The organism is Cohnella fermenti (assembly GCF_004801405.1).
GTDB classification, from domain to species: domain Bacteria; phylum Bacillota; class Bacilli; order Paenibacillales; family Paenibacillaceae; genus Cohnella; species Cohnella fermenti.
Map to the genome: position 1 here is coordinate 104,896 of NZ_SSOB01000008.1, position 26,510 is coordinate 131,405.

Annotated in this window: 27 protein-coding genes and 1 pseudogene; 20 read left to right on the forward strand and 8 right to left on the reverse strand. The window is 54.2% G+C overall.

The window, feature by feature from the left end:
* The first annotated feature begins 6 nt into the window (after positions 1-6).
* The 3 genes from E6C55_RS08120 (at position 7) to E6C55_RS08130 (ending at position 3,534) form a co-directional block, all read left to right on the forward strand.
* Positions 7-369 (forward strand): DUF7674 family protein, encoded by a 363-nt coding sequence (locus E6C55_RS08120; protein WP_136369281.1) that lies wholly within the window; start codon positions 7-9, stop codon positions 367-369.
* Positions 370-1,038: 669 nt separating this feature from the next.
* A complete protein-coding gene (locus E6C55_RS34165) occupies positions 1,039-3,114 on the forward strand; it encodes an RHS repeat-associated core domain-containing protein (protein WP_136369282.1) in 2,076 nt (691 codons plus the stop codon).
* A 12-nt stretch (positions 3,115-3,126) separates the two neighbouring features.
* On the forward strand, positions 3,127-3,534 hold the full coding sequence (locus E6C55_RS08130) for a hypothetical protein (protein WP_136369283.1): 408 nt from the start codon (positions 3,127-3,129) through the stop codon (positions 3,532-3,534).
* Positions 3,535-3,758: 224 nt separating this feature from the next.
* Here E6C55_RS08130 and tnpC read toward each other — a convergent pair whose 3' ends face one another.
* From tnpC to tnpA, 3 genes are all read right to left on the reverse strand, one after another.
* Complete coding sequence (gene tnpC, locus E6C55_RS08135) at positions 3,759-5,318, reverse strand: IS66 family transposase (RefSeq protein WP_136369284.1); 1,560 nt, start codon at positions 5,316-5,318, stop codon at positions 3,759-3,761.
* Positions 5,319-5,389: 71 nt separating this feature from the next.
* Positions 5,390-5,743 carry an IS66 family insertion sequence element accessory protein TnpB gene (tnpB, locus tag E6C55_RS08140; RefSeq protein WP_136369285.1) on the reverse strand — a complete coding sequence of 118 codons (354 nt, stop codon included), beginning with the start codon at positions 5,741-5,743 and terminating at the stop codon, positions 5,390-5,392.
* Positions 5,737-6,060, reverse strand: a complete 324-nt coding sequence (gene tnpA, locus E6C55_RS08145; protein ID WP_136369286.1) for an IS66 family insertion sequence element accessory protein TnpA — start codon at positions 6,058-6,060, stop codon at positions 5,737-5,739. The genes tnpB and tnpA overlap by 7 nt, the downstream gene beginning before the upstream one ends.
* Before the next feature lie 200 nt (positions 6,061-6,260).
* Between tnpA and E6C55_RS33730 the strand changes: the two genes are divergently transcribed.
* From E6C55_RS33730 to E6C55_RS35355, 7 genes and pseudogenes are all read left to right on the forward strand, one after another.
* The gene (locus tag E6C55_RS33730) at positions 6,261-6,398 is read left to right on the forward strand and encodes a hypothetical protein (RefSeq protein ID WP_168735528.1); all 138 of its coding nucleotides are present in this window, start codon (positions 6,261-6,263) and stop codon (positions 6,396-6,398) included.
* A 25-nt stretch (positions 6,399-6,423) separates the two neighbouring features.
* Positions 6,424-6,594, forward strand: coding sequence for an HNH/ENDO VII family nuclease (locus tag E6C55_RS35350; protein ID WP_136369372.1), 171 nt, complete (start codon positions 6,424-6,426; stop codon positions 6,592-6,594).
* 14 nt (positions 6,595-6,608) lie between these two features.
* Positions 6,609-7,067: an SMI1/KNR4 family protein gene (locus E6C55_RS08155; protein WP_136369287.1), complete on the forward strand. Its 459-nt coding sequence runs from the start codon at positions 6,609-6,611 to the stop codon at positions 7,065-7,067.
* Positions 7,068-7,314: 247 nt separating this feature from the next.
* Positions 7,315-8,616, forward strand: coding sequence for an RHS repeat-associated core domain-containing protein (locus E6C55_RS08160; RefSeq protein WP_230986612.1), 1,302 nt, complete (start codon positions 7,315-7,317; stop codon positions 8,614-8,616).
* Between the two features lie 16 nt (positions 8,617-8,632).
* Positions 8,633-9,037: an Imm26 family immunity protein gene (locus E6C55_RS08165; protein WP_136369289.1), complete on the forward strand. Its 405-nt coding sequence runs from the start codon at positions 8,633-8,635 to the stop codon at positions 9,035-9,037.
* 206 nt (positions 9,038-9,243) lie between these two features.
* A complete protein-coding gene (locus E6C55_RS08170) occupies positions 9,244-10,173 on the forward strand; it encodes an RHS repeat-associated core domain-containing protein (RefSeq protein WP_136369290.1) in 930 nt (309 codons plus the stop codon).
* Positions 10,174-10,363: 190 nt separating this feature from the next.
* A pseudogene (locus tag E6C55_RS35355) lies at positions 10,364-10,630 on the forward strand (transposase); the annotation flags it as partial.
* Here the strand turns inward: E6C55_RS35355 and E6C55_RS34610 are convergent.
* The gene (locus tag E6C55_RS34610; RefSeq protein ID WP_230986602.1) at positions 10,595-10,732 is read right to left on the reverse strand and encodes a hypothetical protein; all 138 of its coding nucleotides are present in this window, start codon (positions 10,730-10,732) and stop codon (positions 10,595-10,597) included. The pseudogene E6C55_RS35355 and the gene E6C55_RS34610 overlap by 36 nt on opposite strands.
* A 115-nt stretch (positions 10,733-10,847) precedes the next feature.
* Here E6C55_RS34610 and E6C55_RS34615 point away from each other — a divergent pair, with 115 nt between their 5' ends.
* Positions 10,848-11,618: a hypothetical protein gene (locus E6C55_RS34615; protein ID WP_230986603.1), complete on the forward strand. Its 771-nt coding sequence runs from the start codon at positions 10,848-10,850 to the stop codon at positions 11,616-11,618.
* Between the two features lie 251 nt (positions 11,619-11,869).
* On the forward strand, positions 11,870-12,580 hold the full coding sequence (locus E6C55_RS08180; RefSeq protein WP_136369291.1) for a tyrosine-protein phosphatase: 711 nt from the start codon (positions 11,870-11,872) through the stop codon (positions 12,578-12,580).
* A 422-nt stretch (positions 12,581-13,002) separates the two neighbouring features.
* Here E6C55_RS08180 and E6C55_RS08185 read toward each other — a convergent pair whose 3' ends face one another.
* The gene (locus E6C55_RS08185) at positions 13,003-14,094 is read right to left on the reverse strand and encodes an ABC transporter substrate-binding protein (RefSeq protein ID WP_230986604.1); all 1,092 of its coding nucleotides are present in this window, start codon (positions 14,092-14,094) and stop codon (positions 13,003-13,005) included.
* A gap of 201 nt (positions 14,095-14,295) precedes the next feature.
* Here E6C55_RS08185 and E6C55_RS08190 point away from each other — a divergent pair, with 201 nt between their 5' ends.
* The 3 genes from E6C55_RS08190 (at position 14,296) to E6C55_RS08200 (ending at position 16,670) form a co-directional block, all read left to right on the forward strand.
* Positions 14,296-15,381, forward strand: a complete 1,086-nt coding sequence (locus E6C55_RS08190; protein WP_211093546.1) for a FecCD family ABC transporter permease — start codon at positions 14,296-14,298, stop codon at positions 15,379-15,381.
* Between the two features lies 1 nt (position 15,382).
* Positions 15,383-16,174, forward strand: a complete 792-nt coding sequence (locus tag E6C55_RS08195; RefSeq protein ID WP_136369293.1) for an ABC transporter ATP-binding protein — start codon at positions 15,383-15,385, stop codon at positions 16,172-16,174.
* Positions 16,175-16,334: 160 nt separating this feature from the next.
* Positions 16,335-16,670, forward strand: coding sequence for a winged helix-turn-helix transcriptional regulator (locus E6C55_RS08200; RefSeq protein WP_136369294.1), 336 nt, complete (start codon positions 16,335-16,337; stop codon positions 16,668-16,670).
* Between the two features lie 45 nt (positions 16,671-16,715).
* Here the strand turns inward: E6C55_RS08200 and E6C55_RS08205 are convergent, their stop codons facing one another.
* Both E6C55_RS08205 and E6C55_RS08210 read right to left on the reverse strand, forming a co-directional pair.
* Entirely contained in the window at positions 16,716-17,027 is a 312-nt protein-coding gene (locus E6C55_RS08205; RefSeq protein ID WP_136369295.1) for a DUF6171 family protein, read from the reverse strand.
* Positions 17,024-17,971 (reverse strand): ArsR/SmtB family transcription factor, encoded by a 948-nt coding sequence (locus tag E6C55_RS08210; RefSeq protein ID WP_136369296.1) that lies wholly within the window; start codon positions 17,969-17,971, stop codon positions 17,024-17,026. Before E6C55_RS08210 ends, E6C55_RS08205 begins: the two co-directional genes overlap by 4 nt.
* A 183-nt stretch (positions 17,972-18,154) precedes the next feature.
* On the opposite strand from E6C55_RS08210, the gene E6C55_RS08215 reads away from it, so the two are divergent.
* The 5 genes from E6C55_RS08215 to E6C55_RS08235 all read left to right on the forward strand — a co-directional run bounded on the left by E6C55_RS08215 (position 18,155) and on the right by E6C55_RS08235 (position 25,742).
* Positions 18,155-19,639 (forward strand): alpha-N-arabinofuranosidase, encoded by a 1,485-nt coding sequence (locus E6C55_RS08215; protein WP_136369297.1) that lies wholly within the window; start codon positions 18,155-18,157, stop codon positions 19,637-19,639.
* A gap of 1,073 nt (positions 19,640-20,712) precedes the next feature.
* Positions 20,713-21,555 (forward strand): helix-turn-helix transcriptional regulator, encoded by an 843-nt coding sequence (locus E6C55_RS08220; RefSeq protein WP_136369298.1) that lies wholly within the window; start codon positions 20,713-20,715, stop codon positions 21,553-21,555.
* 136 nt (positions 21,556-21,691) lie between these two features.
* A complete protein-coding gene (locus E6C55_RS08225) occupies positions 21,692-22,738 on the forward strand; it encodes an ABC transporter substrate-binding protein (RefSeq protein ID WP_136369299.1) in 1,047 nt (348 codons plus the stop codon).
* Positions 22,739-22,964: 226 nt separating this feature from the next.
* Positions 22,965-24,011 (forward strand): ABC transporter substrate-binding protein, encoded by a 1,047-nt coding sequence (locus E6C55_RS08230; protein WP_230986605.1) that lies wholly within the window; start codon positions 22,965-22,967, stop codon positions 24,009-24,011.
* A gap of 84 nt (positions 24,012-24,095) precedes the next feature.
* Positions 24,096-25,742, forward strand: coding sequence for a helix-turn-helix domain-containing protein (locus E6C55_RS08235; protein ID WP_168735537.1), 1,647 nt, complete (start codon positions 24,096-24,098; stop codon positions 25,740-25,742).
* Here the strand turns inward: E6C55_RS08235 and E6C55_RS08240 are convergent.
* On the reverse strand, positions 25,726-26,508 hold the full coding sequence (locus E6C55_RS08240) for an ATP-binding cassette domain-containing protein (RefSeq protein WP_136369301.1): 783 nt from the start codon (positions 26,506-26,508) through the stop codon (positions 25,726-25,728). The genes E6C55_RS08235 and E6C55_RS08240 overlap by 17 nt on opposite strands.
* Between the last annotated feature and the right edge of the window lie 2 nt (positions 26,509-26,510).

Sequence of the window (26,510 nt, forward strand, 5' to 3'; positions counted from 1 at the left end):
GAGCAAATGGATTACGAAGAATTAATTAATTATTTATTGATTCAATTTCCATCTTTGAAAGAAGAATATCTTGAAAATGAGCACATGCATGGACTGCCGCATTGTGTATACGAAACCATCTTAGTACCTGAAATAGAAGTATGGTGTAAAACAAAGAACGATAACAATCTTGTGAAGTTAAGTGATTTTCTTGAAGAACTACTTCTGTCAGATGATTCAAAAATTAAGGAGGTTGTAAATGTATCAGTATTAGAGCCCATTGTACTAGGTTCAAAAGATATTATTCCATATTTAAGTAGACATCTTCATGAGGTTTCCCAACAAGAGTTGGATTATTGGCAAAAAAGATACTCAATAAATGACAATTGAAAATTGTCATATCGCTTGAGTTCCTATTTCGGTGGGTGGCTACCGGTGCCGAATGTCCCCATTATTGAACCAATAACACATTTAACCCATGTAATACCGTATATTGATTTCGTCATTTCATTTGTACGCACATCGATGTTTGAATTTTATAACCAAAATAACGTTATACCGATACAATAAACAGGTCTATTATGGTCAGATACTACCATGATTGACCTGTTTTTTGTTATCTTTGTTTTCTTCCGTTTTTTTCAGACCCCTTCGGATGGCAACGTTAAGAATGGTACTTGGCCAGTGATTGCTAATCGGCAAATTGAGAATCTGAATGATATCTATTTTTGGACAGAGGACGCAGGGGGGGATTCGTTACAGAAAAATAATGGAACAGAACAGTTCTAGGGGAGGCAATGGATATCCATATTTCTAAGGAGGAAACACTACATTATTCCCCTTATGGGATAGCCAATGAAAGTTCATTGCCGAAAATGTTGCAACGGATAGTTCAACGATTGGCGCTTGTATCCAGTGACTGATTGAAAAACCTTGACGGGCAGCATGCTCTTCAAGGTTTTCTTTCTTGAGGGGGGTTACTCAGTTACCGGCTGTTTATGATCAAATAGAAATGGAGGGCTTGTCTCAGTACATTTTATGTATATCTGAAGGTGGGGGATGGGGAACCGGCCTGCATCAAGGGCAACCTCCCCCTTGATGCAGGCGAGTCTCTCGGGAGAGACGGAGCGCGTCGACTATACGTATGACAACAACGGCAACATGATCAGCAAGTCGACGGAAGAACGCAAGAAGACGGACCCGATGAACCTGCCAGAACCGACATTCGGGATCTTCGTCTACGGGCAGGTGACGGATAACCCGCGAATTGTGACGGTGCTCGAAGGTGTAGCCCGCTACGAATACGACGTCTTCAATCAATTGATTCGGGTGTCGACGGGCAACGGAGGGGCGAGTTACCAATACAACGGAGAAGGCCTGCGAGTTAGGAAAACAGGAAGCGACGGCGAGACGACCAACTACATGTACGAATACGACAAGGTCGTGCTGGAGACGGACGGCAACGGGAAGCAAACCGCTCGCAACCTGTATGGGCTGAATCTCGCGACAAGAACGGTAGGAACGGCAACCTATAGCTACCTTTACAACGGACATGCGGACGTCACCTCTCTCACGGATGCGAGCGGCGTTGTGCAGAGCACCTATTCCTATGACGCATTCGGCAACATCGTCTCCCAGACGGGAACGATAAACAGCCCGTTCCGATACGCCGGCTACCAATACGACGACGAGAGCGATCTGTATTATCTCAACGCTCGTTATTACGATCCGAAGATTGCGAGATTCTTGAGCGAGGATACGTTTAGAGGGCAGGCGAATTATCCGCTCAGTCTGAATTTGTATACGTATGTGCATAACGAACCGATTAAATATTTGGATCCGACGGGTCATCTCATTGCGAGCGACTCCAAATTAAGCGCGGATGCTCAAGCACAAATCATTGCCCTGACCAGTGCGTATTATGCAGCTACGACCAAATCCGAGAGAGATGCGATTGCAGCAAAGGCGGAGGCTGTTCGCAAAAACGACAAGAATACATTTACTGCAATTACAGTGGAAATGTCCAGTCAAGTCCAAACGATTATTAATACGGCTACAAGTACGTTGGCGAGTATGACTTATTTGACCGCAAGTAGCTGGAGTAATCTGATTCGGAGCCATAACGTGACTTCTTCAAGTGTATCATTCGGGGTCAGCCGCGCAACGACAACGACATTCGGCAAGACAGACATCAACGTTACAACGAACAATATTTATTTTAAAACAGCGACAGCAACGACGAGTCGAAGTTACACGAACCACCTAACGACAGCGGAGGAGGCTTTTGTAAACAATATTCAAAGAGGAGTAGGCGGCACAGTCAACGTAGAGCAAGCGGTAACGTTACTAAGCTTGCTGGAACAGAATAAGGATAATGAGGCTAATCAGTATATCCTATGGCAGTATTCCAGCGGCAAAGGCGTAAACTCTTCAGAGACCAAGTTGTTGATCAACGGAGTAATCGCCAGCGGGCACAATACGGGTTCGAGTCTGAACAAGCTGTATACGACAGTGACCGGCCAGAAGGAGAGCAACTCCTTTGACAATTATTTAGGTCTTTTAACAAGTGCGAAGAATGGCGATAATATTGATGTAATCAATGCCGTGATGGCCCGCGAATATTTGATGTATCAGATTGATTTGAAGAACGCCCAGACTTCACAACTGTGGAGTATTGTTGAATCAAACATGGAACTCGGAATAGCAGGCGCGGCGAACTTCGCAGGTAGATTTGCCAAGTTGAGATTTGCTATGCCTAAGGGTGCGGGTAATGGAGGTAGAAATCTCTTCAACTCTACAAATCCTAAAGATTTCCTTGATGAAGCGTTGGAACAGCAGGGATTGACGAGTATACCTAATGGACTTAAGCATCCTTGGACAGCTAATGGTTATGTTTACGAGGTAAGGATACATCCTGGCAATAGTCAACACACCAATGCTGGGAGTATTTATAGGGTCTCAAGAAAATCAGTTCCGAATTCTGACCCTAAAGTTCAAGGAAGTGGTACTGAATATTTAGGAACTGATGGTAAGTGGTATAAGGAAAGTGAACTGAAAGAGTTCTTTAAGGATGGTACGAAAAATCCTAATTTTAACGCTACTGGTGCAAAAAATACACACATAGATTTACCATAGGAGATGATTCTTATGTTTGTAATGAGTTTAGATGAGGTTAATATAGAAATTGACAAAATCAATACTTACTTAAGCCGATGTTTATGGATGGATTTTGAGTTTTGCCGAATGAACGCAGGACAAGTTGTTTTATCAGGGAGCATAGACCAAAGCAGTAGTGAATATGCAATAGATATTGAGTTTGAACAACCGTATTTTGTTTCAACTTTGTTTTTATGGCATACTGATACGTCCAAAGTATTTATTGAGTTAGCAAATAATGATGAAGCAAATGAAATGAATCAAAGATACAAGATAGAATTAGGGAATTACATTTTTAAAGTTAGCGTGGAGGATTTTGATAGCCCACCAATTATCGTGGCGGCAAAAAAAATATCATGTAAAATCCTAGATGAAGATCCTTTTCCACAACAGAAATAGAACTACTTGAATAAGTCATGACCTTGATTGGCTTCATGCCTTTCAAGGTTTCTTTTTTGGTGGGTGCTACCCAGTGCCGAATGAAAACATCTTTCAACCAATAACACATCTAACCCATGTAATACCCGTATAACCTCAATTCCCCCGAAATTGTAACTATGGAGCAGTTGAGAAGTAAGCGTCAAATAGCCCCCACCTAGCGATGGGAGCGAGATCTGATTAGGCTATTCCTTAGATTTAGGCATCCGACACGCCTCTGGAAGCTGGTCGGACCAAGGCATGAAGGGCTTAAGCACTTCGGGCGATAGCGGACCAGATAGCTGGGGCAACTGCTCGAAGAGATACTTCAAGTAGTTGTACGGATGCAATCCGTTCTCCTTTGCAGTCTCCAATACGCTGTAGATCGTCGCGCTCGCTTTCGCACCGCGAGGCGTATTGGCGAACATCCAATTCTTGCGCCCGATCACGAACGGTTTGATCGACCGTTCACTCCGGTTGTTGTCGAGCTCCAGTCTCCCGTCCTCAAGGAACGCTGTCAGCTTCTCCCACTGGTTCAAGCTGTAGGTGATCGCCTGTCCTGTCAGACTCTTGGGCAAGGTACGAGACTGCTGCTGCTTCAGCCACGTTCGGTAGGCCTCCAACACGGGCGCGCTCTTCTCCTGTCGCTTCTCTCGGCGTTCCTCCGGTGTCAACGACGCAAGCTCACGTTCAATGGCATACAACTGGTTGCAATACGCCAGCCCCTGACCTGCGACACTTCCGAGCTTGCCCATCTCCGGCGGCGCTCCTCTCAGCGCCTCGTCGAATTTCCGCCGCGCATGCGCCCAGCAACCGACGAGCTTCACCTTCGCTACCTTGTGATAACCGGAATAGCCGTCTACCTGCAAGTAGCCTTTGAATCCGGACAGGAAGTTCCGAGGATGCTCGCCTCCGCGTGTTCGCTGGTACTCGTACAGAACCGCCGGCGAGACGCCGCTTCCCGTCCGATAGAGCCACAGATACGATTGCGACTCGGCCGACTTGCCTGGTTCTCGAAGAACCTGCAGCGTCGTCTCATCCGCGTGTAGCACTTCTTGCCTCAGCAAATAGGATTTCATTGCTTCGTACAGAGGCGTCAACCAGAGCTCTGCTCCAACCATCATCCAGTTCGCCATGGTTTGACGAGAGAGGATGTAGCCCAAACGCTCGAACTGCTTCTCTTGCCGATACAGCGGCAAACTCTCGACGTACTTCTGCACCATGACATGCGACAAGAGCGATGACGAAACCATGGAACCGGGATGTACCGGCTTTGGCATGGATGCCGTCACGATTGGCGTTTGCAGCTCATGACGCTCGCAGTGGCGGCAAGCGTACACCTGCCGCACGTGCTTGACTACCTTGAATTGTGCTGGCACAATGGTAAGCTCATTCCGCGTCTCGGTCGACATCTCATGGAGCGAACCGCCGCAGCATTCGCAGATTCGTTTCTCTTCCGCTAGCTCGTACACGATGGTCTCGACCGGCAGGTTCGAGAAGTCTTCTTCTCGTTTGCCTGCCGTGCTCCGCCGCGTATAGGTGATGGTCTCTTGGGGCATTTCCTCGCTTGGTGGCGTCGCGAGCAACTCCGCCTCATTAAACAGATTGAGTTCCATCTGATCCGGGTTCGTCTGCTCGCTCGAAGCACCGAATCGCTTGTGCTGCGCCAAACGGAACTGTTCTTCGTACCATTTGAGCTTGGCAGATAGTTCGGTTACTTGTTGTTGAAGAGATTCAATGGTAGGGGATTCCGCTCTATTTTCCATACGTCATTCTTTCGACAGAGGAAGGCTCAGACCTGTCGGAATCTGTGACGAAACAAGGAAGGAAGACCTTGCTAAATGACGGTCTCGGCGAGGACTTGCGGGTGAGCGTGGCGCTGACTGAGCGAAAGTCCGTCCAGCAGCCAGCGGAGCTCGCGAGTGGTGACCGTGACGGGGTCGCGGGAGTCCTTGGGCCACTGGAAGGTGCCACGCTCTAGTCTGCGGTAGAACAGCCAGAAGCCGTTATGCTCCCAATAGAGGATTTTCAACTTGTTCCGCTCGCGGTTGCAAAAAACAAACAGGCATGGAGAGAATGGATTCATCCCAAGTCCCTCTTGGACGAGAACCGAGAGTCCGTCGATGGATTTGCGCAGATCCGTGCTGCCGCAGGCCAGGTACACCTGGCGGGTGGTTAGTTCGCTCAGCATACGGTCTCCAGGGCTTGTACCACATCGCGGAGCAAGGCGGGATTGAATCCGGCTTCGACCTCGATAATAGCAGCACCGATACGGATCCGAAGGCTAGAGGGGTGTCGTTTCGGCTCAGGAGTGACGATGGCTTTGATAAAAGTGGTGGATGAGGTAGCCCTTGTAGGGGAAGCTGAACCGCTTAGCCTTTTCATCCACGTGTATAGCCCGCGACGATCTACCTGATTGGCTTTGCACCATCTTGTTGCCTTCTCTCCGCTGGAACGGAAGGCGGCGACTCGTTCCTCCCATTTCTTCCGCACCTCTTCTCTAGCCATGAAAAAACCTCCTCTAGGTGAACTCTGAGGAGATTATCTCATGGAACTATTCAGGGAAGAAGGTGGGGAGGGTTTGACGCTTACGTTGAGAACGGAAGAACCCTTATGGATAAAGGGAATTTCGTGTGAAGGTTGTTGAATCTCGAAGGAAACATAGTTATAATTGTAACTATAATTCCAACATATGGAGATAATTTACCATGACCTATCGCGTGCATCATTACAATAAAAAGAACGGCGTTACCTACGTATACGAAGCCGTCTCGGTTTGGGATAAAGAGAAGAAGGCTCCACGAAACAAGCAAGTTTGTATCGGTAAGCTAGATCCGGCAACATGATGGAAAGTCTGTGAATCTTCATCATATGACCCAAAGGAATGATAGTTCAATTGCTGAAGTCACACAAACGTTCTATCAAGAAAATAGTAAAGTGTTGCATATTAATCCTAATACAGTTCCATCAGGCATCAATCGAAACGAATTTAATAAATGGAAATCGGATTATTGGAAGAATCGAGCAGACGATTTTAGATAACGGGAGGAATACAATTGAGTCTGGAAACTTATCTAGAAGCTAAGGAATTAATACAGAACAATAAGGAAAAAGGATTTTTTGTAGGCTCACGTTCTGATGAATTGATCTCTTTAGCTGAAGAAGCAACAAGAATAAAGTTCACTGGCTTCTACACAGATTTTTTGAAGACATTCGGCGCAGGCAACTTTGGGTCACAAGAAGTTTACGGGATTATTGGTGATGATTTTGAAAATTCTTCTGTCCCTGATGCGATTTGGTTCACACTAACTGAACGACAAGAGGTCAACCTGCCTGATAACCTGCTCGTTATATACGATACAGGTAGTGGTGAACTTTATTGTCTAGACTTTAGTTCTGAAGAACCTCATGTCGTTGAATTTGTTCCGGGAATTGATTCGGACCAACAGAAGTACAATGTTATTGCTAAAGACTTCGGAGATTTTTTATTAGACCTTGTAAAACAAGAACTGTAGCTGAAAAACCTTGATCGGCTTCCTGCCTTTCAAGGTTTCTTTTTTCAGTTGATCTCTAAAGACTATAAAGCATCGAAAGATGTGGGACGTATTTCGGCATTTATGACAGCTGTACAGGAATCGGCGAGGCTACCCGGTGCAGAATGATGGGCTGAATCTCGCGACAAGAACGGTAGGAACGGCAACCTATAGCTACCTTTACAACGGACATGCGGACGTCACCTCTCTCACGGATGCGAGCGGCGTTGTGCAGAGCACCTATTCCTATGACGCATTCGGCAACATCGTCTCCCAGACGGGAACGATAAACAGCCCGTTCCGATACGCCGGCTACCAATACGACGACGAGAGCGATCTGTATTATCTCAATGCTCGTTATTACGATCCGAAGATTGCGAGATTCTTGAGCGAGGATACGTATGCTGGAAAAGCGGAAGATCCGTTGTCGTTGAATCGGTATATGTATGTTAATAATGAGCCAGTAATGTACTATGATCCTACTGGTCATTGGTGTCAATCTTCAAAGGGTAGTCACGCTGGAAGCACGCCAGATAAGTGTACAGATCCAAATAATTTTATACCGGATAGTGTTTATTATGCACATCTTGGATTACAGACTTCAACTAAACCACTGGTTGACACTGGCTCATCAAATTCAATTACATCAACAAATTCACCATCATCAGGAGGCAAAAAAACTAATCTTGTAGAAAATACTAGTTCAGCAAATACCACTTCGAATTCACAACCGCAAATAGTAAATTATTTAATGCAACAATCAGACATAGATTTAGATCCAGCGGTTCAGCAGGTAATATCATATTATGATGATATTGTATTATATGCTCATGTGGCATTAGATCAAGGTATAATTAACACTTCTGAATATAATAGGTTGATGTTGCTTTGCAAGAATGATATTGATGAGCTGAGGAAATCAAACAAGTTTGATGAGGAATTGCTATCAAGTAGTGATGTAGGTAGATCATTAACAACCATGTTGGGTAGTACAGTTGCTGAGGTCGGTTGGACGATTGTTGACATTTCTCTTCTCACTATACCAGTAATAGATGTTATTACTGGGGTTTTAATTGACCCAACTCCAGCATCGGCGGCTACAAGAACTGGAGATACTCTTGATAAAATTAACAAGAATCAGGGTATTATTGAAGAAATTCTAGCAAAGGATTCTAAGTACGGGGCGAAATACACTGTGTATGAACTGTATGATGATGAAGGGAAAGTTAAATATATTGGAAGAACACGCCAAGATATTAGATATAGGCTGAGCCAGCATGAATTAAACGATTCGGTTAAACGCGGATTAAATATTAGAGTTGCTAGAATAGAAGGAAAGCCACTCACAAATTTGTCATACTCTGAAGGTAGGGGTCTTGAGTCTAAATTGTATGAAATGATGTTAGATAAAGAAGGGAAACTATTGAATAGAATTAAGCCGTTGGATTTAAGTGAAATAGACAAAGGTACTAAAAAAGGTTTAAAAGCTCTTGAATATTTAAAAAAGGCAACAGCCTTTTTGAAGAAATAAACAAGGAGGAAGTCTAGTGGCCAAAAAGCAAAAGTATAAGACTGGAGATTTAATTCTGATACCATTAGAAAGTGGAATTGGAAATATGGTGGGTCGTATCTTGAGTATTGATGGAGGGGCGTTGCTACTGGAGATTTATAGAATGCATCCAATAATGGAAGCGGCTAACTTTGATTTTAATGTGGCCTCCAATGATAAGCCCATCCTTAATATGTGGTGTTACGATAAAGCTGTTAAGAATGGTACTTGGCCAGTGATTGCTAATCGGCAAATTGAGAATCTGAATGATATCTATTTTTGGACAGAGGACGCAGGGGGGGGGGGTATTCGTTACAGAAAAATAATGGAACAGTTCTGGGGGAGGCAACGGATATCCATATTTCTAAGGAGGAAACACTACATTATTCCCCTTATGGGATAGCCAATGAAAGTTCATTGCCGAGAATGTTGCAACGGATAGTTCAACGATTGGCGCTTGTATCCAGTGACTGATTGAAAAACCTTGACGGGCAGCATGCTCTTCAAGGTTTTCTTTCTTGAGGGGGGTTACTCAGTTACCGGCTATTTATGATCAAATAGAAATGGGGGGCTTGTCTCAGTACATTTTATGATATCTGGAGGTGGGGGATGGGAAACCGGCCTGCATCAAGGGCAACCTCCCCCTTGATGCAGGCGAGTCTCTCGGGCGAGACGGAGCGCGTCGACTATACGTATGACAACAACGGCAACATGATCAGCAAGTCGACGGAAGAACGCAAGAAGACGGACCCGATGAACCTGCCAGAACCGACATTCGGGATCTTCGTCTACGGGCAGGTGACGGATAACCCGCGAATCGTGACGGTGCTCGAAGGTGTAGCCCGCTACGAATACGACGTCTTCAATCAATTGATTCGGGTGTCGATGGGCAACGGAGGGGCGAGTTACCAATACAACGGAGAAGGCCTGCGAGTTAGGAAAACAGGAAGCGACGGCGAGACGACCAACTACATGTACGAATACGACAAGGTCGTGCTGGAGACGGACGGCAACGGGAAGCAAACCGCTCGCAACCTGTATGGGCTGAATCTCGCGACAAGAACGGTAGGAACGGCAACCTATAGCTACCTTTACAACGGACATGCGGACGTCACCTCTCTCACGGATGCGAGCGGAGTCGTGCAGAGCACCTATTACTATGACGCATTCGGCAACATCGTCTCCCAGACGGGAACGATAAACAGCCCGTTCCGATACGCCGGCTACCAATACGACGACGAGAGCGATCTGTATTATCTCAATGCTCGTTATTACGATCCGAAGATTGCGAGATTCTTGAGCGAGGATACGTATGCTGGAAAAGCGGAAGATCCGTTGTCGTTGAATCGGTATATGTATGTTAATAATGAGCCAGTAATGTACTATGATCCTACTGGTCATTGGTGTCAATCTTCAAAGGGTAGTCACGCTGGAAGCACGCCAGATAAGTGTACAGATCCAAATGATTTTATACCGGATGGTGTCTCACCGGCGAGATGGAGCCACGTTTCGTTTTTCACCAGTCCACCCGCCGTCTAAATTTTGCATGGGTTTAATAATACTGGACAGTGAAAAGTTCTCCAAAGAAAAATAACCCAATCTAGCGATTTTAGTGTATCCTTTAGTTCTCACACAGAAAGGATAAAATCGCTGAAAGGGTTATAGACTGTAGTCTACCCGATTTCCGAGCGATTGACCAGACGACATGCTCCCATACCTCGATAAAATCATGCAAGAATTTCGTTCCTGCTTCTCCAGACAAGCCGCCTTTCACTGGTTTGTTATTGTCGTGCTCGGCTTGATGCTGCGCTCCGACTCGCTTGGGGTGTCCTCCATCGTTCGGGACCTTGCTTTGCACCCGCGCGGTTATGAGACGCTCCTCCATTTCTTCCGTTCCTCCGCCTGGACCTTGGACGCTCTACGCGTGACGTGGCTCCACGTCGTCCGCAAGACGACTCCCCTAATGACCGTCCATGATCGCGTGGTGTTGGCGGGAGACGGCATGAAGCAGGCCAAGGAAGGTCGCCGCATGCCCGGCGTGAAGAAGATGCATCAGGAATCCGAGAACGTGTCCAAAGGCGAATACATCTTCGGTCATCTCTTCGGCGCCGTCGGGGTGCTGGCCGGCACATCGGCCAAGTGGTTCTGCTTGCCGCTGTTCCTGAATCTGCAAGACGGCCGCGGAGAGCGAGGCGAAGTCGGATTCCCATGTCGTGCAAATGATCGAGCAAGGCTTCGCCGCGGCGAATGTGCTGGGGAACGCGTTGTTCCTGCTGGATCGCTATTTCCCGTCCGTCCCGGCGCTAACGCGATGGAAGCAGGCGCGGGCTACCAGCGGTATTCAGCTCGTTCTGATTACGAAGGCCAAAATCAATGCCACCGCTTATCAATTCCCGGAAGCCAAAAAGCAAGGTCGGGGACGCCCGCCGAAGAAAGGCGCAAAGATCAAGCTCAAAGAGCTTTTTTCAACGCAGGCCGATTCGTTCCAAACGGCGGAGGTGATGCTGTATGGCAAGCAGGAGACGCTCTCCTATTTGTGCCTCCGATCTGCTGTGGGGACAGAAGCTCTACCAGCCGTTACGCTTTGTCCTGGTGCGGCGAGGCGAGCAACTCTCTATTCTAGTGAGTATAGATCTGACGCTTGCGGCTACGGAGATTATCGAGCTGTACGGCTACCGGTTCAAGATCGAAAGGTGAAGAATGAACAGGATCAACGGCGAATTCGCCAAACACTCGAAGCGATCGAGGGATTCGTCATGTGCAGTTGCATCGCCACCGGCCTGCTTCAGTTGATCGCCTTAAAATTCTCTTCTCGAACGTCTGGCTTGTTCTGGCGCTATTTACGAACACCATCCAAGACCATCGTTTCAGAGGCTACGGTCGTCGTGTATTTGCGCAAATCGATTTTTTCGCCTGTTTGCCCAATACCCGTCATTATCGATAACCGAAATAATTCGATCAAAGCAGGAAAAAACCAGGAATGACGCCGATTCGCTGGCTTCTTAAGGGTTAGAACTTTTCACTGTCCAGTAATAATACCTTTGTCATTTACCTTAGAATGTTTGTTGCTCAGAGAAGATCAAGGGATACCTTCTGCGGAACCTAGAGAGAAGAAGGCATTACACGAAGAAGATCGCTCCAGGAGCCGACAGGCGGCCCGAGGGCGATCTTCTTCGTTGTTGCCGGATGGGGCGGAGCCTGCTAGTATGAGACGAAACGGAAGGGGGAACTTGCCATGATCGACATTCATTGTCACATTCTGCCCGGAGTCGACGACGGCTCCAGGGATCTGGAAGAATCGGCGGCCATGGCCAGGATCGCCTATGAAGACGGGATACGGGATATCATCGTCACTCCTCACTTCAACGAGACATACCTGACGACGGCGGACACGGTTCACCGGAAGCTGGAGGAGCTGCAGAAGGAGCTGGACCGGCAAGCGATCGGCATCCGCCTGCATCCGGGCAACGAGGTCCGCCTGGAGAGCAAGGGCTTCTTCGACGATCACCATCGCGGCGGAACCTTCGCCCGCCTGGGCCGCGGCGGAACCCACGTCCTCATCGAGCAGCGCTGGAAGGGCTACGACCCGGACACGCCGGAGATCGTAGAGCGGCTTCTGGATGCGGGAGTCGTCCCGATTCTTGCCCATCCGGAGCGCCACTTCTTCTTCCGCGAAGACCCCGAGGGGCTGCTCGGGCTGATCGAGCTTGGCCTCTGGACGCAGGTGTCGGCGGACAGCCTGGTCGGCAACTTCGGGCCGGAGGCGAAGGCGTTCGGACGCTGGCTGATCGAGACCGGCCGAGCTCACACGCTTGCGACCGATGCGCACAATGTGGAGCGCAAGCCGAACCTCGGCGCGGGGATGGCCGTGTTCGAAGAGATCGCCGGCAAGAGCGCACGGGCGGAGCTCGAAGCCCGAATGCGGAGCATCGTGGATCGCGCCTAATGAATGAAGCAAGGCGTTGCGGAAGCCCGACGAAGGGCAACCGCAACGCCTTTTGCTATGCACAATATGAGGTCCAATCGCCTCGCAGGGTGTCCCCTGATCACGACTGGCCGATTTTATGCGAGAAACCACATACAATCGCCTTCCAACGGCCCCGTATGACCGTTATGTGAAAAACCGCATAAAATCGTTTCCCATTCCCCTCGATAGGCCGATTGTATGCGCAAAACCGCATACAATCGCTATTTTGTCCCGCCCACGCCGATTTTTATGTGAAAAACCACATAAATTCCGGAAAAAGGGGGAACTGCCGCATCAAGCCGGGCCTTGGGCTTCGGGCCTCTCGGCTCGTCCCGTGCAACTTCTCCGGCGCCGGATCGACCAAGCGGCCAACCCTCGCATGATCGATCCGCCACCGATCGTTATTGAGCCGTCAGCTCGCCCGCCAGCTTCTCGACGGCGCCGATGATTTGGTCGCCGTAGCCCCAGTAAGCGTTGAAGTCGATGACGTACACCTGCTTGTTCTTGACCGCCTTGATGTCCTTAAGCTGCTCGTTCTTGTATAGGCTGTCCAGCGTCGTCTGAGAGTCCGGCGAACCGCTGTACCACGACAGCAGGAAGACGTCCGGGTCGGCGGCGATGAGCTGCTCGAGGCTGATGCTCGACTCCTCCACGTCCGCGAAAGCGTTCGTCAGGCCCAGCAGGCCCAGAACATCGCCCTGGAACGTATCGACGTAGCCGCTGTACGTGTTGATGCCGCCTTCGCCGTTGTCCGATACGTAAGCGAAGGTCTGCTTCGGCGAGCCGGCGAACTTCGACTTAAGCGTTTCGGCGCGAACCTTCAGGGTGTCGATGTAGGCAGTTGCCGTGTCTTGAATATCGAAGATCTGCCCGATGTTCGAGATGTCCTGGTAGAGGCTGTCCAAGGTGGCGCCTCTGACCCCCGTGCTGTTGACGAAGGTGTTGATGCCGAGCTCGTTCAAGCCGTCCACCGTGCCTACGCCCCAGTCGGCATCCGCGAACAGGTCGGCACGTCCGAGAACCAGGTCCGGATTCGCTCCGACGACCGGCTCCTTGCCGACATAATCCTTGGAGAGAACCGGGATTTTCTCGAATTCGTCCTTAATTGTCGGGTCCAGGTCGCCGTACAGCGCGGCAACGCCGACCATCTTGTCGGTCAGACCGAGCCGGATCAGCATCTCCGCGATCGGCTGCGTATTCGCCACGACGCGCTCCGGCGCCTTCTCGAACGTCTGGTTCTTCTTGACCCACGTTCCGGAATCGCCGGAGGTGGTGAAGTTCTCGATGGTGAGCGGATAGACGGTTCGGCCGGCAGCAGGAGCGGATTCGGAGGCGGCAGCGCTCGCCGATGGCGACGCCGCGGACGGAGAAGCCGACGGGGAAGAGGAAGCCGAGCTTCCATTGTTCGAGTTGCTGCCGCACGCCGCCAGAATCATGAAGCAGATGGACAGACAGACCGCTGCAGTACCTTGCCGGAATCGATGATTTCTCAAAACAGATGACCTCTTTTCATTTTTTGTCTAACGCTCTCTATCCATTGCTGATAAAGATTATCAATATCAATATTAATGAAAACGCCCGCTCTGTCAATCATTTGCCGAAAATTAATTGACGGAGATAATCATTCTCAATTATTCTGTACCTATTGATCTTGGAAAGGCAGGATGAAGATGTCCAATCTGCAAGCTCAAGCGATGCGGCCCGGCTTCGACAGGGCGCTTGTGACAACCCGTTACGGATTCTGGTTCGTCCAACTGATTCTGGCTGTGATCGCAATCGTCTCTATCGGCATCGCCGTGTCCATCGGCCAGGTCCACATTCCGCTCGGGGACTCGTTCCGAATTCTCATCTACAAGCTGAGCGGGATCGAGATCGGCGATATTCCGTCCCTGCTGCAAGGGCAGGGCGCGAACATCATCTGGAACATCCGCTTCCCTCGGGTGCTGCTGGCGCTGCTGATCGGAGCGGGACTCAGCCTGTGTGGCTCCATCATGCAAGCGGCCGTCCAGAATCCGCTGGCCGATCCTTATATTCTGGGCGTCTCTTCCGGTGCGACGCTCGGCGCGACCTTCGCCATTCTGATCGGATTCGGTTCGATCGGCTTCCTGAGCCAGATGGGTGTCGCCTTCGGCGCGTTCGTCGGTGCGTTCGGGGCTGCGATGATTGTCATGGTGCTGGCGGGACTCGGCGGGAAAATGTCTTCGGTAAAGCTGGTTCTGTCCGGGATGGTCGTCAATGCGCTCTGTACGGCGTTCGCCAACTTCATTATTTATGTAGCGAACAATACGGACGGAATTCGAACGGTCACCTTCTGGACGATGGGGAGCTTGGCTGCCGCCAAGTGGGATAAGCTCCCGCTTGTCGCCATCGTCATGGGGCTTGCCATGCTCTTCTTCCTCCTGCAGCCGCGTATTCTCAATGCGATGCTGATGGGCGACGAGGCGGCGGTGACGCTAGGCGTCAATCTGAGCGCATACCGCAGGCTGTACTTGCTGCTGACGGCGATCATCACCGGAGTGCTCGTGGCAAGCTGCGGCATGATCGGCTTCGTCGGACTGATCATCCCCCACCTCATTCGCGGACTCGTCGGCTCCGATCACCGGCGGTTTCTTCCGACGGCTGTTTGGATCGGCGGGATTTTCCTCGTGTGGACGGATCTTCTGGCAAGGGTGCTGATTCCGAAGGTCGAGCTGCCTATCGGCATCGTTACGGCGCTTATCGGCGGCCCTCTGTTCATGTACATGCTGATCAAAAAAGGCTACAACTTCGGAGGCAAATAAGATGGAACTGAACGTGAAGGATCTCTCCGTATCGCTGGGCGGGACGCCCATTGTCAACGGGATCTCCCTTCAGGTGAGGGAGAAGAAGTTCGTCGGCCTGCTCGGTCCGAACGGCTGCGGCAAGTCGACGCTTCTGAAGAGCATCTACAAGGTCATCAAGCCGGACGCGGGCCAGGCGCATCTGTCCGATACCGACCTGCTGAAGAGCAGCCCGAAGGCGGTCGCGCGGAAGATGGGCGTCGTCGGCCAGTTCAACGACCTGAGCTTCGACTTCACCGTGCGCGAGATGGTTGCGATGGGCCGCACCCCGCACAAGAAGCTGCTCGATTCGGACAACGCGGAAGACTCTCGCATCGTGGACGAAGCCGTCCGCAAGGTCGGCTTGGAGCCGTATGCTTCCCGAAGCTACTTGACGCTGTCCGGAGGCGAGAAGCAGCGCGTCATTCTGGCCCGGTCGCTGGCTCAGCAGCCGCAGTTCCTCGTGCTCGACGAGCCGACCAACCACCTTGACGTCAAGTATCAGCTTCAGATTCTGAACATCGTGCGGTCGCTCGATATCGGGGTGCTCGCTGCCCTCCACGACCTCTCCCTCGCAGCGAAGTATTGCGATTACCTCTATCTGATCAAGAAGGGGCGGGTCGTCGCGCACGGGGTGCCCAAGGCGGTGCTGACTCGCGAGCGAATCGCCGAGGTGTTCGAGGTCGATTGCGAGATCTACGAGATTCCCGTCACCGGAGGGCTCGGAATCGCCTATCTGTCGGCCCATGAACGGGACGCTGCCGGACAAACATGACGAAGGTCATATCCGAAGCGCGCCGGCAAGGCCCAAAAGTGCCCCTAACCTCACCTGAGCCCTTGTGCAAGGTGAGGTTCTTCATCTGGTTACAAGAACGGTACCTCATCTACAATGGATATATAGCGTTAAGCAACGATATCGGAAGGGAGGCTCCAAGTTGGAACAGACGGAGACGCTTGTTCAAGCCGGCAGCGCGGTCGAGAAGACGGTAGAGCTGATCGGAGGCAAGTGGAAGGGGCTCATCCTCTACCACCTGATCGCGGGAGAGGCGAGATTCAATCAGCTTAGGCGTCTCATTCCGGGGGTCACGCAACGGATGCTTGCTCTGCAACTGAGGGATCTGGAGAAGGACGGCCTGATCACGCGGGAAGAGTACAAGATGACGCCGCGCCGGGTCGGCTATCGGCTCACGGAATTGGGACGAAGCTTGACGCCGGTCATCCTGCTGATGAAGACTTGGGGCGAGCAGTATTCCGCGAGTATCGCGAAGTAGAAGAAGGCTGCACGCCGTTGCATCGGGCGTGCAGCCTTCTTCTTGTCAGGCGATCCAGAAGCCGTTCGCTTGTCCCGGAGCGGGGCAGGTCTTGTCCTTCAGCTTCGCGCGAACCTGCACGATGCAGCCGCAATGGGCGCAAGTCGTCCCGTATTGAAGGGAAGGGCACGCATAGCAACGGGAGAGGCGCTCTTCGTAGACCTCGTCCGCCACGCACAGCTCGCCGATTCGCGACACCTTCTCGACCATGCGACGAATGCTCTCGTCGTCGATCCGCACGCTGGCCGAGCATCCTTTGCAGTCTCCGTTCACGGCTCGCTCCCCCTTTTCTGCCCCGATTCGGTTGTTCCGCTTCATTCGCCTTCGTTCGCCTTACTTGTCTCATTCGTCTCATTCGCCGTATAGCTCAGCTTGAACTGCAGATCCTGATGATAATTGCCGAACCCCGTCCCGTAGAGGGTCAAGCCTCCGCGGTTGTTCGCATCCTCGCGGACGGACAGCTTCAGCTCCCACTGGGGCTTGCGGATGCCGACATCCTGAATCGTATAGCCCGACACCCGCGTTCCCTCGATGAAGGTGCCGTCCGAGTTGATCCGGATATGGACAAGAATGCCGTACTGGTTCAGGTTCAGATCCCACCATTCCGGCGTGTACTTGCCCCGGGTTCCCCCGAAGTCGCCGGGACTCGTCCACTTGCCGAGGTTGATTCCGTTGAAGGTGAAGTCGATGTCGGACGGCCAGTGCTCGTTGAACGAAGGAGCTTCGGACGCGATCTCCATCGTGATCTCGAGCTCCTCCGGCGTCTCCTCCGGCAGCAGGTAATTCGGGATTCTATACGTGATGTAGCCCTGGGAGAACCAGAGGATCTTCGCATCGACGCGCTCGGGCTCCAGGAAGAAGCGCGGGTCGTCGAAGCGGTCCCCGATGATCTTGCTCTTGGTCGCCAGGCCGCAGGTCGGCTTCACGTCGAAGTCGACGAAGTGCCCGACCGCGACGCTGGCGAGGTGGAAGCTGCGCGGGACGACGCCCGGCCGTGGGAATACCAGCTCCATCCGGTCGGCGGTTAACCGGCACAGCTTCTGGGCCGCGCCCTTGCCGGGAATCATCTCGACGCGGACGAGTCCCGCCCGCTCGAGCTTCTTGATATGCATCGTGATGATCGAGTTGCTCAGCCCGGTGGCGGAGGCGAGGTCCTTCATGACCATCGGCTCCTGCGCGAGCAGCTCAATGATCCGGATGCGCACGCTGCTGGCCAGCGCCTCGAACAGCGGCAGGTTATTCTCGGACACCAACGTTTCCATAACGTACCTCTTCGTTGCTCATGTTTTCTTCTCAGCATATCGTTTCGTTCCGGTTGTGGCAATATAATTATTATTTAAGTTTAATACTTCTTAAAAATATAAAATATTAAACAAAAACATGTTGACCAAGCGAGGAGAGCAGATTATAGTGAAGGAGAATTTATCCGGTTAAGGAGATGGACCATGTCGAACCGAATTGTCGTTCATGCCGATTGGACGCTGGGCACGATCAACAAAAACATTTACGGACACTTCGCAGAGCATCTTGGACGTTGTATCTATGAAGGACTATGGGTTGGAGAGGATTCCCCGATCCCGAATACGAAGGGAATCCGCAATGACGTGCTCGAGGCGCTGAAGAACCTGAGCATTCCGGTACTCCGTTGGCCGGGCGGCTGCTTCGCGGACGAATACCACTGGATGGACGGCATCGGCCCGCGCGAGAACCGCAAGCGAATGATCAACACACATTGGGGCGGCGTTGTGGAAAATAACCACTTCGGTACGCACGAGTTCTTCCAACTGTGCGAGCTCATCGGCAGCGAGCCTTATATCTGCGGCAACGTGGGCAGCGGCTCCGTTCAGGAGATGTCGGAATGGGTCGAGTACATGACGTTCGACGGCGAGTCTCCGATGGCCAATCTGCGCCAGAAGAACGGCCGCGAGAAGCCGTGGAAGCTGACGTACTTCGGCGTCGGCAACGAGAACTGGGGCTGCGGGGGCAACATGACGGCGGAATACTATGCCGACCAGTACCGCCGCTACCAGACATACGCGCGCAATTACGGCGACAACAAGCTGTACAAGATCGCCGGCGGGGCGAACTCCGACGACTATCATTGGACGGATGTGCTGATGAAGCAGGCCCATCACATGATGGACGGCCTCAGCCTGCACTACTATACGATTCCGGGAGACTGGAGCAACAAGGGTTCGGCGACGGACTTCGACAAGAACGACTGGTTCGTGACGCTGAAGAAGGCGCTCCACATGGACGAGCTTCTGACCCGCCACAGCACGGTCATGGATCGTTACGATCCGGAGAAGCGCGTCGCCATCGTCGTCGACGAATGGGGCACCTGGTACGATGTCGAGCCGGGCACGAATCCGGGCTTCCTGTACCAGCAGAACACGATGCGCGACGCCGTCGTAGCGGCGCTGCACCTGCACGTGTTCCAGAAGCACTGCGATCGCGTCCAGATGGCGAACCTTGCGCAGATGGTCAACGTGCTGCAGGCGGTTGTCCTCACGGAAGGCGACAAGCTGCTGCTCACGCCGACGTACCATGTGCTCGAGATGTTCAAGGTTCACCAGGACGCCGAGGCGCTCGCCTTCCACGGCACGTTCGGGGAATACGCCTCCGAGTCCGGCGAGAAGCTCCCGCAAGTGAGCGTGTCGGCGTCGAAGAAGGACGGCAAGGTGCATGTCAGCCTGGCGAACCTGAGCCCGGACGAGTCCGCCGAACTGGAGCTTGAGCTGCGCGGGGCGGAAGGCGCGCATTCGTGCGCAGGCGTCATTCTCGCCGGCGACGCGATCGACGCGCGCAACACGTTCGAGCAGCCGAGCCGCGTGGCTCCGGCCGCGTTCGACGGCGCTCAGGTGTCGGGCAACAAGCTCAAGGTGACGCTGCCGGCGGCATCGGTCGTTCTGCTGACTCTTCAAGCATAGGATACAAGGACGTTGTCGCCTGAATCGGGGCGGTCGGCGTCCTTTTCTTCTTCCAGTCGCCTTCTAGGGGCCGCCCCGCCGATTTTATGTGAAAAACCACATTGGTGCAGGCCGGAAACGGGTACTTTGCGCGATTTTATGTGAAAAACCACGTTCGTGGAGAAAATTCCGGTCCGAAATGCTGGATATATGCTAAAAATCACATAAAACGCCTCGATCGCCTCCAATTCAAGGCGAACGAATGTGAAAAACCACATAAAATGTGCCCGCCCGCGGAGTCGGCCTGGATCGGGCAACGAATGTGAAAACCTCTATGCCAACAGGGACCGTTGTCACTCCCTGCAATGAAAATAATGAAGTCCAACAATTCGAGCGCGGAGAAGCCAAGGAGGAGGAGTTAGTGGAGGATGCCGTACAACGACGCTTCGAAGAGGCGATTGGAGGGGGCGGACTTACGGAGCGGTAGAGGAGCGCAGCTCGACGCACAGCTTCTATCCAGCATGGCATTCCCTCTAACGCGCCTTATCTCCTCTCCTGCGCTGTCTCCGCTGATGGCATTATGCCTCCTCTCCCGCTCGTTCAGGATAGGGATGCGCAGGGATCACCCGGCCGCGGTTAGAGATCGGGTAATGGTCGAAGGTCGGTGATGGTTGGGCTGGCTTCTGCGCTGCGTGCAGAGTGGACCGTTTCGGCCCTCGCACAGCTCCCGGCGCGAGGGGCGACGGCGCGTGATGGCTGTCGACCTCACCGACCTGAGGCCGAAGGCCATGATCGGTAAGGGGAGGTTCCTGAGCGTCGGGGAGAAGAGGCATAAGCGTCCAGAAGGGGAATAGCACCCCTGCCGCCACTACAATATGAAAGATATCCCCATTGTCGCGAGCCCAAACGATCCCCTCTGTCTCGCCTTGCCTTGATCGCCTCCTCCTTGACCACATCCAGCCAGCGCCGATTGAATGGGGGCGGAGGGCCTTTCTTGGTTTTCCCTTATTATTCCGCTCGAAGGGCTGTAGAAGGGACGGGAGCATTCCGGTACAATATAAGGAAAGGGAACGGACGGAAGGGGGGAGTCGATCGTGGCGATTGTGCAAGAAGAGCTGGCGCAGCACTTCGCGCAAGTTCCGCTTGATGTCTTCGGCGTCTATCGGACCTTCTTGAACCCGGATTGGGTTTATGACGGTCACGTCATGCAGCCGACGGCCAAGTGTGCGGTCATCCTGAGCCTCAGCGGGAGCGCGGACTTCGTCTTCGACGGAGAGGACCGCTATCGGCTGGAGCCGGGGGTCGTCCTGCTCGGCGGGTTCAACAAGAGGCTCAGCATCGAAGTCGGGCCGGAGGGGTTCGAGTACGGGCTTGTGCATTTTTTGCCGTCCGGCGGCGAGGAGGCGGCGGTGCGCCGTCTGTGCGAAGTGTCCGAGCTGCACGTTCCGCCGGACCCGGAGATCGCCGAGTTGCATAAGCAGTTGCTTCACGCGTCCTCTTCCCCGGACAGCATGAGCCTGCTTGAGAAGAAGTCGCTGTTCTACCGACTGTTGAACCAGCTTCTGCTGGCGGATCGCGTCTCGCGGAACAAGACGAGCTACACGGTTGTCGATGAGTCGATTCAATATATTCAGAAGCACTATATGGAACCGATCACCCTGGAGAAGCTGGCAGGGCGCTGCCGGATGAAGCCGAAGTACTTCTCCTATCTCTTCCGCAAGTATGTCGGCCTCGCGCCGATCGACTATCTGATTCAGTATCGGATGAACCGGGCGAGCGAGCTGCTGCTTCAAGGCGGGTTCCCGGTTGCCAGCGTCGCGAGAAGCGTCGGCTACTCGGACCCGTACTACTTCAGTCGCCTGTTCAAGAAGCACAAAGGCATGTCGCCGGGCAAGGCGGGCCAGGAAGCGGCCGGCGATTGGGCGGCCGGGCCGTAGCAAATGTCCGAGGCGAAATAGTCCATGTTCTCTTCGGGAATCTCTCTATTTCCTTCTCCGGCGGAGGGTGGTAAGGTATTAACTGATGATGAGAATCGTTATCAGTTAATAATGGGGTAGAGAGAGGATGCATGACATGTTTAAAGGAATCAAGGGAATCGCCGTCCTAATGGCGCTGCTGAGCGTAATCGTGTTCGCAAGCGCCTGCTCGAACAATAATAACGCGAACGGGAGCGCCAGCCCGTCCGCGTCGGCCAGTCCGTCGGCGTCGGAAGCGGCGTCTCCGTCGCCGAGCGAGTCCGCAAGCGCGGAGGCCGCCAAGTTCCCGCGCACAATCGAAGCGGCGAACGGAGCGATCGAGATCAAGGAGCAGCCGAAGCGGGTTGCGGTCGTCCATTGGGGCTACTTGGATTCGATTCTGGTGTTCAATCTGGACTCGCTCGGCCTTGCGCTCCCATTCGGCAAGGAGAAGTCCGTGCTGACCTCGGATACGTACAAGCCGTACGTCGATAAGATCAAGGAGTTGACGGTCGTCGGCGAGAACACCGAGGTGAACCTTGAGTCGCTCGTCGCCTACGCGCCGGATCTGATCATCGGAGGCAACGGCGTCAACGGCGAGATCGCGGCCGAGCTTGAGAAGATCGCGCCGACGGTCATTCTCGACGAGAATGCGATCAATACGTGGGGCGACTGGCCGGCTGTCGTCACCAAGTTCGGCGAGATTCTCGGCCAAGAGGACGTCGCCGAAGCGTACATCTCGAACTATCGCGCCGGGCTGGAAGATGCGAAGGCGAAGCTCGCCGATCTGGGCGGCAACGTCGCTTTCCTGCAAGTCAGAGAGAAGCAGGCATGGCTGCAAGGCACGAATTACCTTGGGCCGTATTATGAGAACGGCTTGGGCCTGACGCCTCCGGATTCCGCCAACGCCCAGGAGGGAGCCGAGATATCGCTGGAGGGGCTGGCCACGCTGGACCCGGACTACCTGTTCCTTGGCTACTTCAACTCTTCCGACCCGTCGATTCCGTCCGTCAGCGACGAGTGGGAGAAGAGCGAAGTTTGGAAAAAGCTCAAAGCCGTGCAGAACGGCCATGTCTACGGGATCGACAGCCAACTGGCCCTGGGCTACGGGCCAATCGGCAACTCCTACGGGGTGCAAGCCGTCGTCGAGGCTCTGACGAAGTAATTCGCCGAATAAGAAGAACCCGCCCGCTCCATTCGGAGAGGCGGGTTTTTCTTTTTGAATCGCCGCCGCATGAACAAAATCAAATTCGGGATTTGATTTTGTCCATTGAATGGTCGGGCGGGCCTGCCTATAATGGGCAATGTCAATAATGAGAATCATTATCGAACGGATGAACGAATGCATTCGCCAACTAACAGCTCCAGGGGGAGAAGGAGAGTCAGGGAAGATGATGAACATTGCACAGAAGAACACCGGGCACAGAAGAAGCAACGGAAGCAAACTCGCGGCGCTGGCAATTGCGGCGGTATTGGCGCTGACGGCGTGCGGCGAATCGAACGGATCGAATCAGGGAGCGGCGAGCCCGTCCGCCAGCTCAACTGCAAGCTCGTCCGCGGCCGCGGAAGCGACGTCGTCGGCATCGGCGCAGGCGGACGAAGCGGCCACCCGCATGTTCAAGGACTGGACCGGCCATGAGGTCGAGATTCCGACCCATCCCCAGCGGGTCATCTTCCATTCGGACACGACGGGCGATATTTTCGCTCTTGGCGTGACGCCGGTCGGCATTCTGAAGGACAACACGCCGGGCACCGTCTTCGAAGAGCAGGCCGCATCGGTGGAGGACGCGGGCTTCCCGATCAGCGCGGAGAAGGCGCTGCAGCTGCAGCCGGATCTGATCGTGTTCGGGAACAGCGACGAAGCGGTCTACGAGCAGCTCTCCAAGGTGGCTCCGACCGTGACGTTCGATTCGTTCGCCAGTATGGAGGATCGGGTGGCGACGCTGGGAGAATTGCTGGGCAAGCAAGAGGAAGCGGCTGCCTGGGTGGCGCAGTACAAGGAGCAGGAGGCGGCGATGTGGAAGGCCATTCGCGAGAGCGGGGTCGGCGAGAACGAGACGGCATCGGTCGTGACGATGTATCCGGGCAATCGCTTGTTCGTCATGCTGGCCGCCGGTCTTCCGCAACTGCTCTACAGCGAAGGCGGCTTCAAGCAGAACGAGATGGTGGAGAGCTCGATGAAGGAAGAGCTTGGCTTCCTGGAGATCTCCGCGGAGAAGCTGCCCGATTACGCCGGCGACCGTCTCTTCGTGCTGACCCCGGTGGCGGAGGACGCGCAGAACGAGATGTCGGAGCTGATGAGCGGAGCCGTCTGGAAGGGACTGCCCGCCGTCAAGAACGGCTATGTCTACGAATTCCCGATCCTGACGGCGGGCAGCGACGCGTCCTCCCGGCTGTGGCTCATGGAGGAGCTGCCGAAGGTTCTCGCCAACCGTTAATCGAATACTCGAAGAAGCTTTTCACGCCCTGTTGAAAAGCTTCTTTTTTATTTACAATAACGGAAGAGAAGAGGAGGCATGTTCATGCGAGAGAACGGACAGCCCCCGGCCATCGGCAGCCTCCTGTTTCAGCTTCTGGAAGCCGTCGAGGTTCGGGGAGCCGGCTATGGGATGTTCGAGGAGAGCGTAACGGAAGCGCATCTGCTCCTGCTGTTCTCGGGAGGCGAGGGCGCTCTTCAGGTCGGCGATCGCTACTATTCCGTGGGAGGCGGCCAAATCTTCTGGCTTCCTCCCGGAACGGAGTATATGGTCGATCGCGGAGCGGAACGGCCGGCGGACTACTATCGGCTGGAGTTCCTTGTCGTGCGTTCCGAGAGGGACCGGCTGGAGCCCTATCGCGGGACGTTGGCGGAGGAGGCGGGGCCGCTGCGGACGTATCCTCATTCGCAGCTCGTGCAGCTTGCCGGGAGAATCGCGAAGAAGGGGGCGGGGAACGACGGTTTGGCGGATTTTCGTCGCAATATGCTTTTCCAAGAGTTGATTGGTTATCTGCTGGATGAATCGCTTCGGTTGACGCTTCGGGAGTCCCTCCGTTACATCGATTCGCATTATGCCGAGGCGCTCTCGGTCAAGGAATTGGCCGACCGTGCGGGCATCCCGTATTGGCAATACGCTTCGGCGTTCAAGGAGCTCACGGGCCAAAAACCGAACGACTACATCGCGGACCTGCGCATCGAGCGTGCCAAGGAGCTGCTGCTGCATACGGACGAGCCCCTTCGGGAGATCGCCCGGCAGACCGGGTTCGTGGACGAATATTACCTCAGCCGCAAGTTCCGGCAGGCGACGGGACAGGCGCCCCGCCGGTTCGCCGTCGCGATGAGCCGGGGAGCGTCCGTATCGGATTGGCGAGGGCATGAGGTGCGTGTGCCGGAGAAGCCGCGCCGAATCGTCTATTACGGAGAGACGCTGGGCGACCTGCTGATTCTGGGAGTCCGGCCGGTCGGGGCCGATGTGGGCGATCTGGGGGAAGCCTGGTACATCGATGAGCTTGGTCCGATCGCGGACATCGGTCGTCCGCCCGATCCGAAGGCGGTCGCGGAGCTGAAGCCGGATCTGATCATCTTCTCGAATGCGGACGAGCGCCGTTACGGGGACCTGGCGAGGATCGCTCCTACGGTGGCGTTCGACAGCTTCGGGTCGGTGCCGGAGCGGGTCGAGACGCTCGGACGGCTGCTTGGCCTGGAGAGCGAGGCGGCGGCATGGCTGGAGCGGCATCGCCGCCGGACCGACGAGATGTGGAACAAGCTGCAAGGGAAGCTGGAGGAGGGGGAGACGGCGACCGTCTTCGTCTATCATCGAGGGAAGAGGCTCTTCGTCATGGGGACGATCGGGCTGGCCGAAGCGCTCTATCATCCGCTGGGCTTCCGGCCGCCGGAGAGGGTGAGGCCGCTGCTGGAGCAGCGCCGCGCCTACAAGGAGATCGCGGAGGATGCCGCCCAGGACTACGCCGGCGACCGCGTCTTCCTGATTCTCCCGCACAACCCGGACTCGCGCGAGCAGACCGAAGCTCTGCTGCGAAGCGAGAGATGGGCCGCGCTGAAGGCGGTCCGGGAGGGGCGGGCCCATGCGGTCGAGGAAGCCAAGTGGAACTTCGGCGACGCCTTCACCCGGGAGAAGCTGCTGGACCTTCTGCCCGCTCTGCTGGGGCCGGGAACTAGATCGAATAGCTGAGCTTCCGGTCGCGGGGGGCTTCCGCGGGCTCGCGCTCGAGAATGCGGTCCAGAATCAGCTTCTCGAAGTGGATGAAGCCGCTGTCTCTCTCGCGCGGCCGATCCAAGGCGATGTCCACGTCCAGCGCGATCCGCCCGTTCTCAATCAGAATGACCCGGTCCGCCAGGGCGACCGCTTCGCTCACGTCGTGCGTGACGAGCACGGCGGTGAACCCCTGCTCCTCCCACAGCCGCTCGATCAACTGCTGCATCTCGATCCGCGTCAGCGCGTCGAGCGCGCCGAGCGGTTCGTCCAGCAGCAGCAGCCGGGGCTCGCCGACGAGGGCACGGGCCAGCGCGACGCGCTGGCGCTGGCCGCCGGAGAGGACGCCCGGCCAGGCGTCGGCCCGCTCGGCCAGCCCAACCTCGGCCAGCGCCTCTATCGCCCGCTCGCGGCTCCTTGTCCGCAGGCCGACCTGCACGTTGTCCGCTGCCGTTCGCCACGGCAGCAGCCTCGCGTCCTGGAACAGCATCCGCGTGTCGTTCCGCGTGCCGTTCGGATGGCCGCCGAGCGAATCGCCGTCCAGCGTCAGCTCGCCGCCGGTCGGCTGCTCCAGGCCCGCGAGCAAGCGCAGCAGCGTGCTCTTGCCGCAGCCGCTGCGCCCGACGATGGCAACGAACTGGCCGGCGGGAATCGTGAGGTCGATGCCGCGCAGCACCTCCTGTTCGCCGAAGCTTTTCCGCGCGGACTGAATGTGGAGCCGGGCTCCGATCCGATGGGTGCTCATGG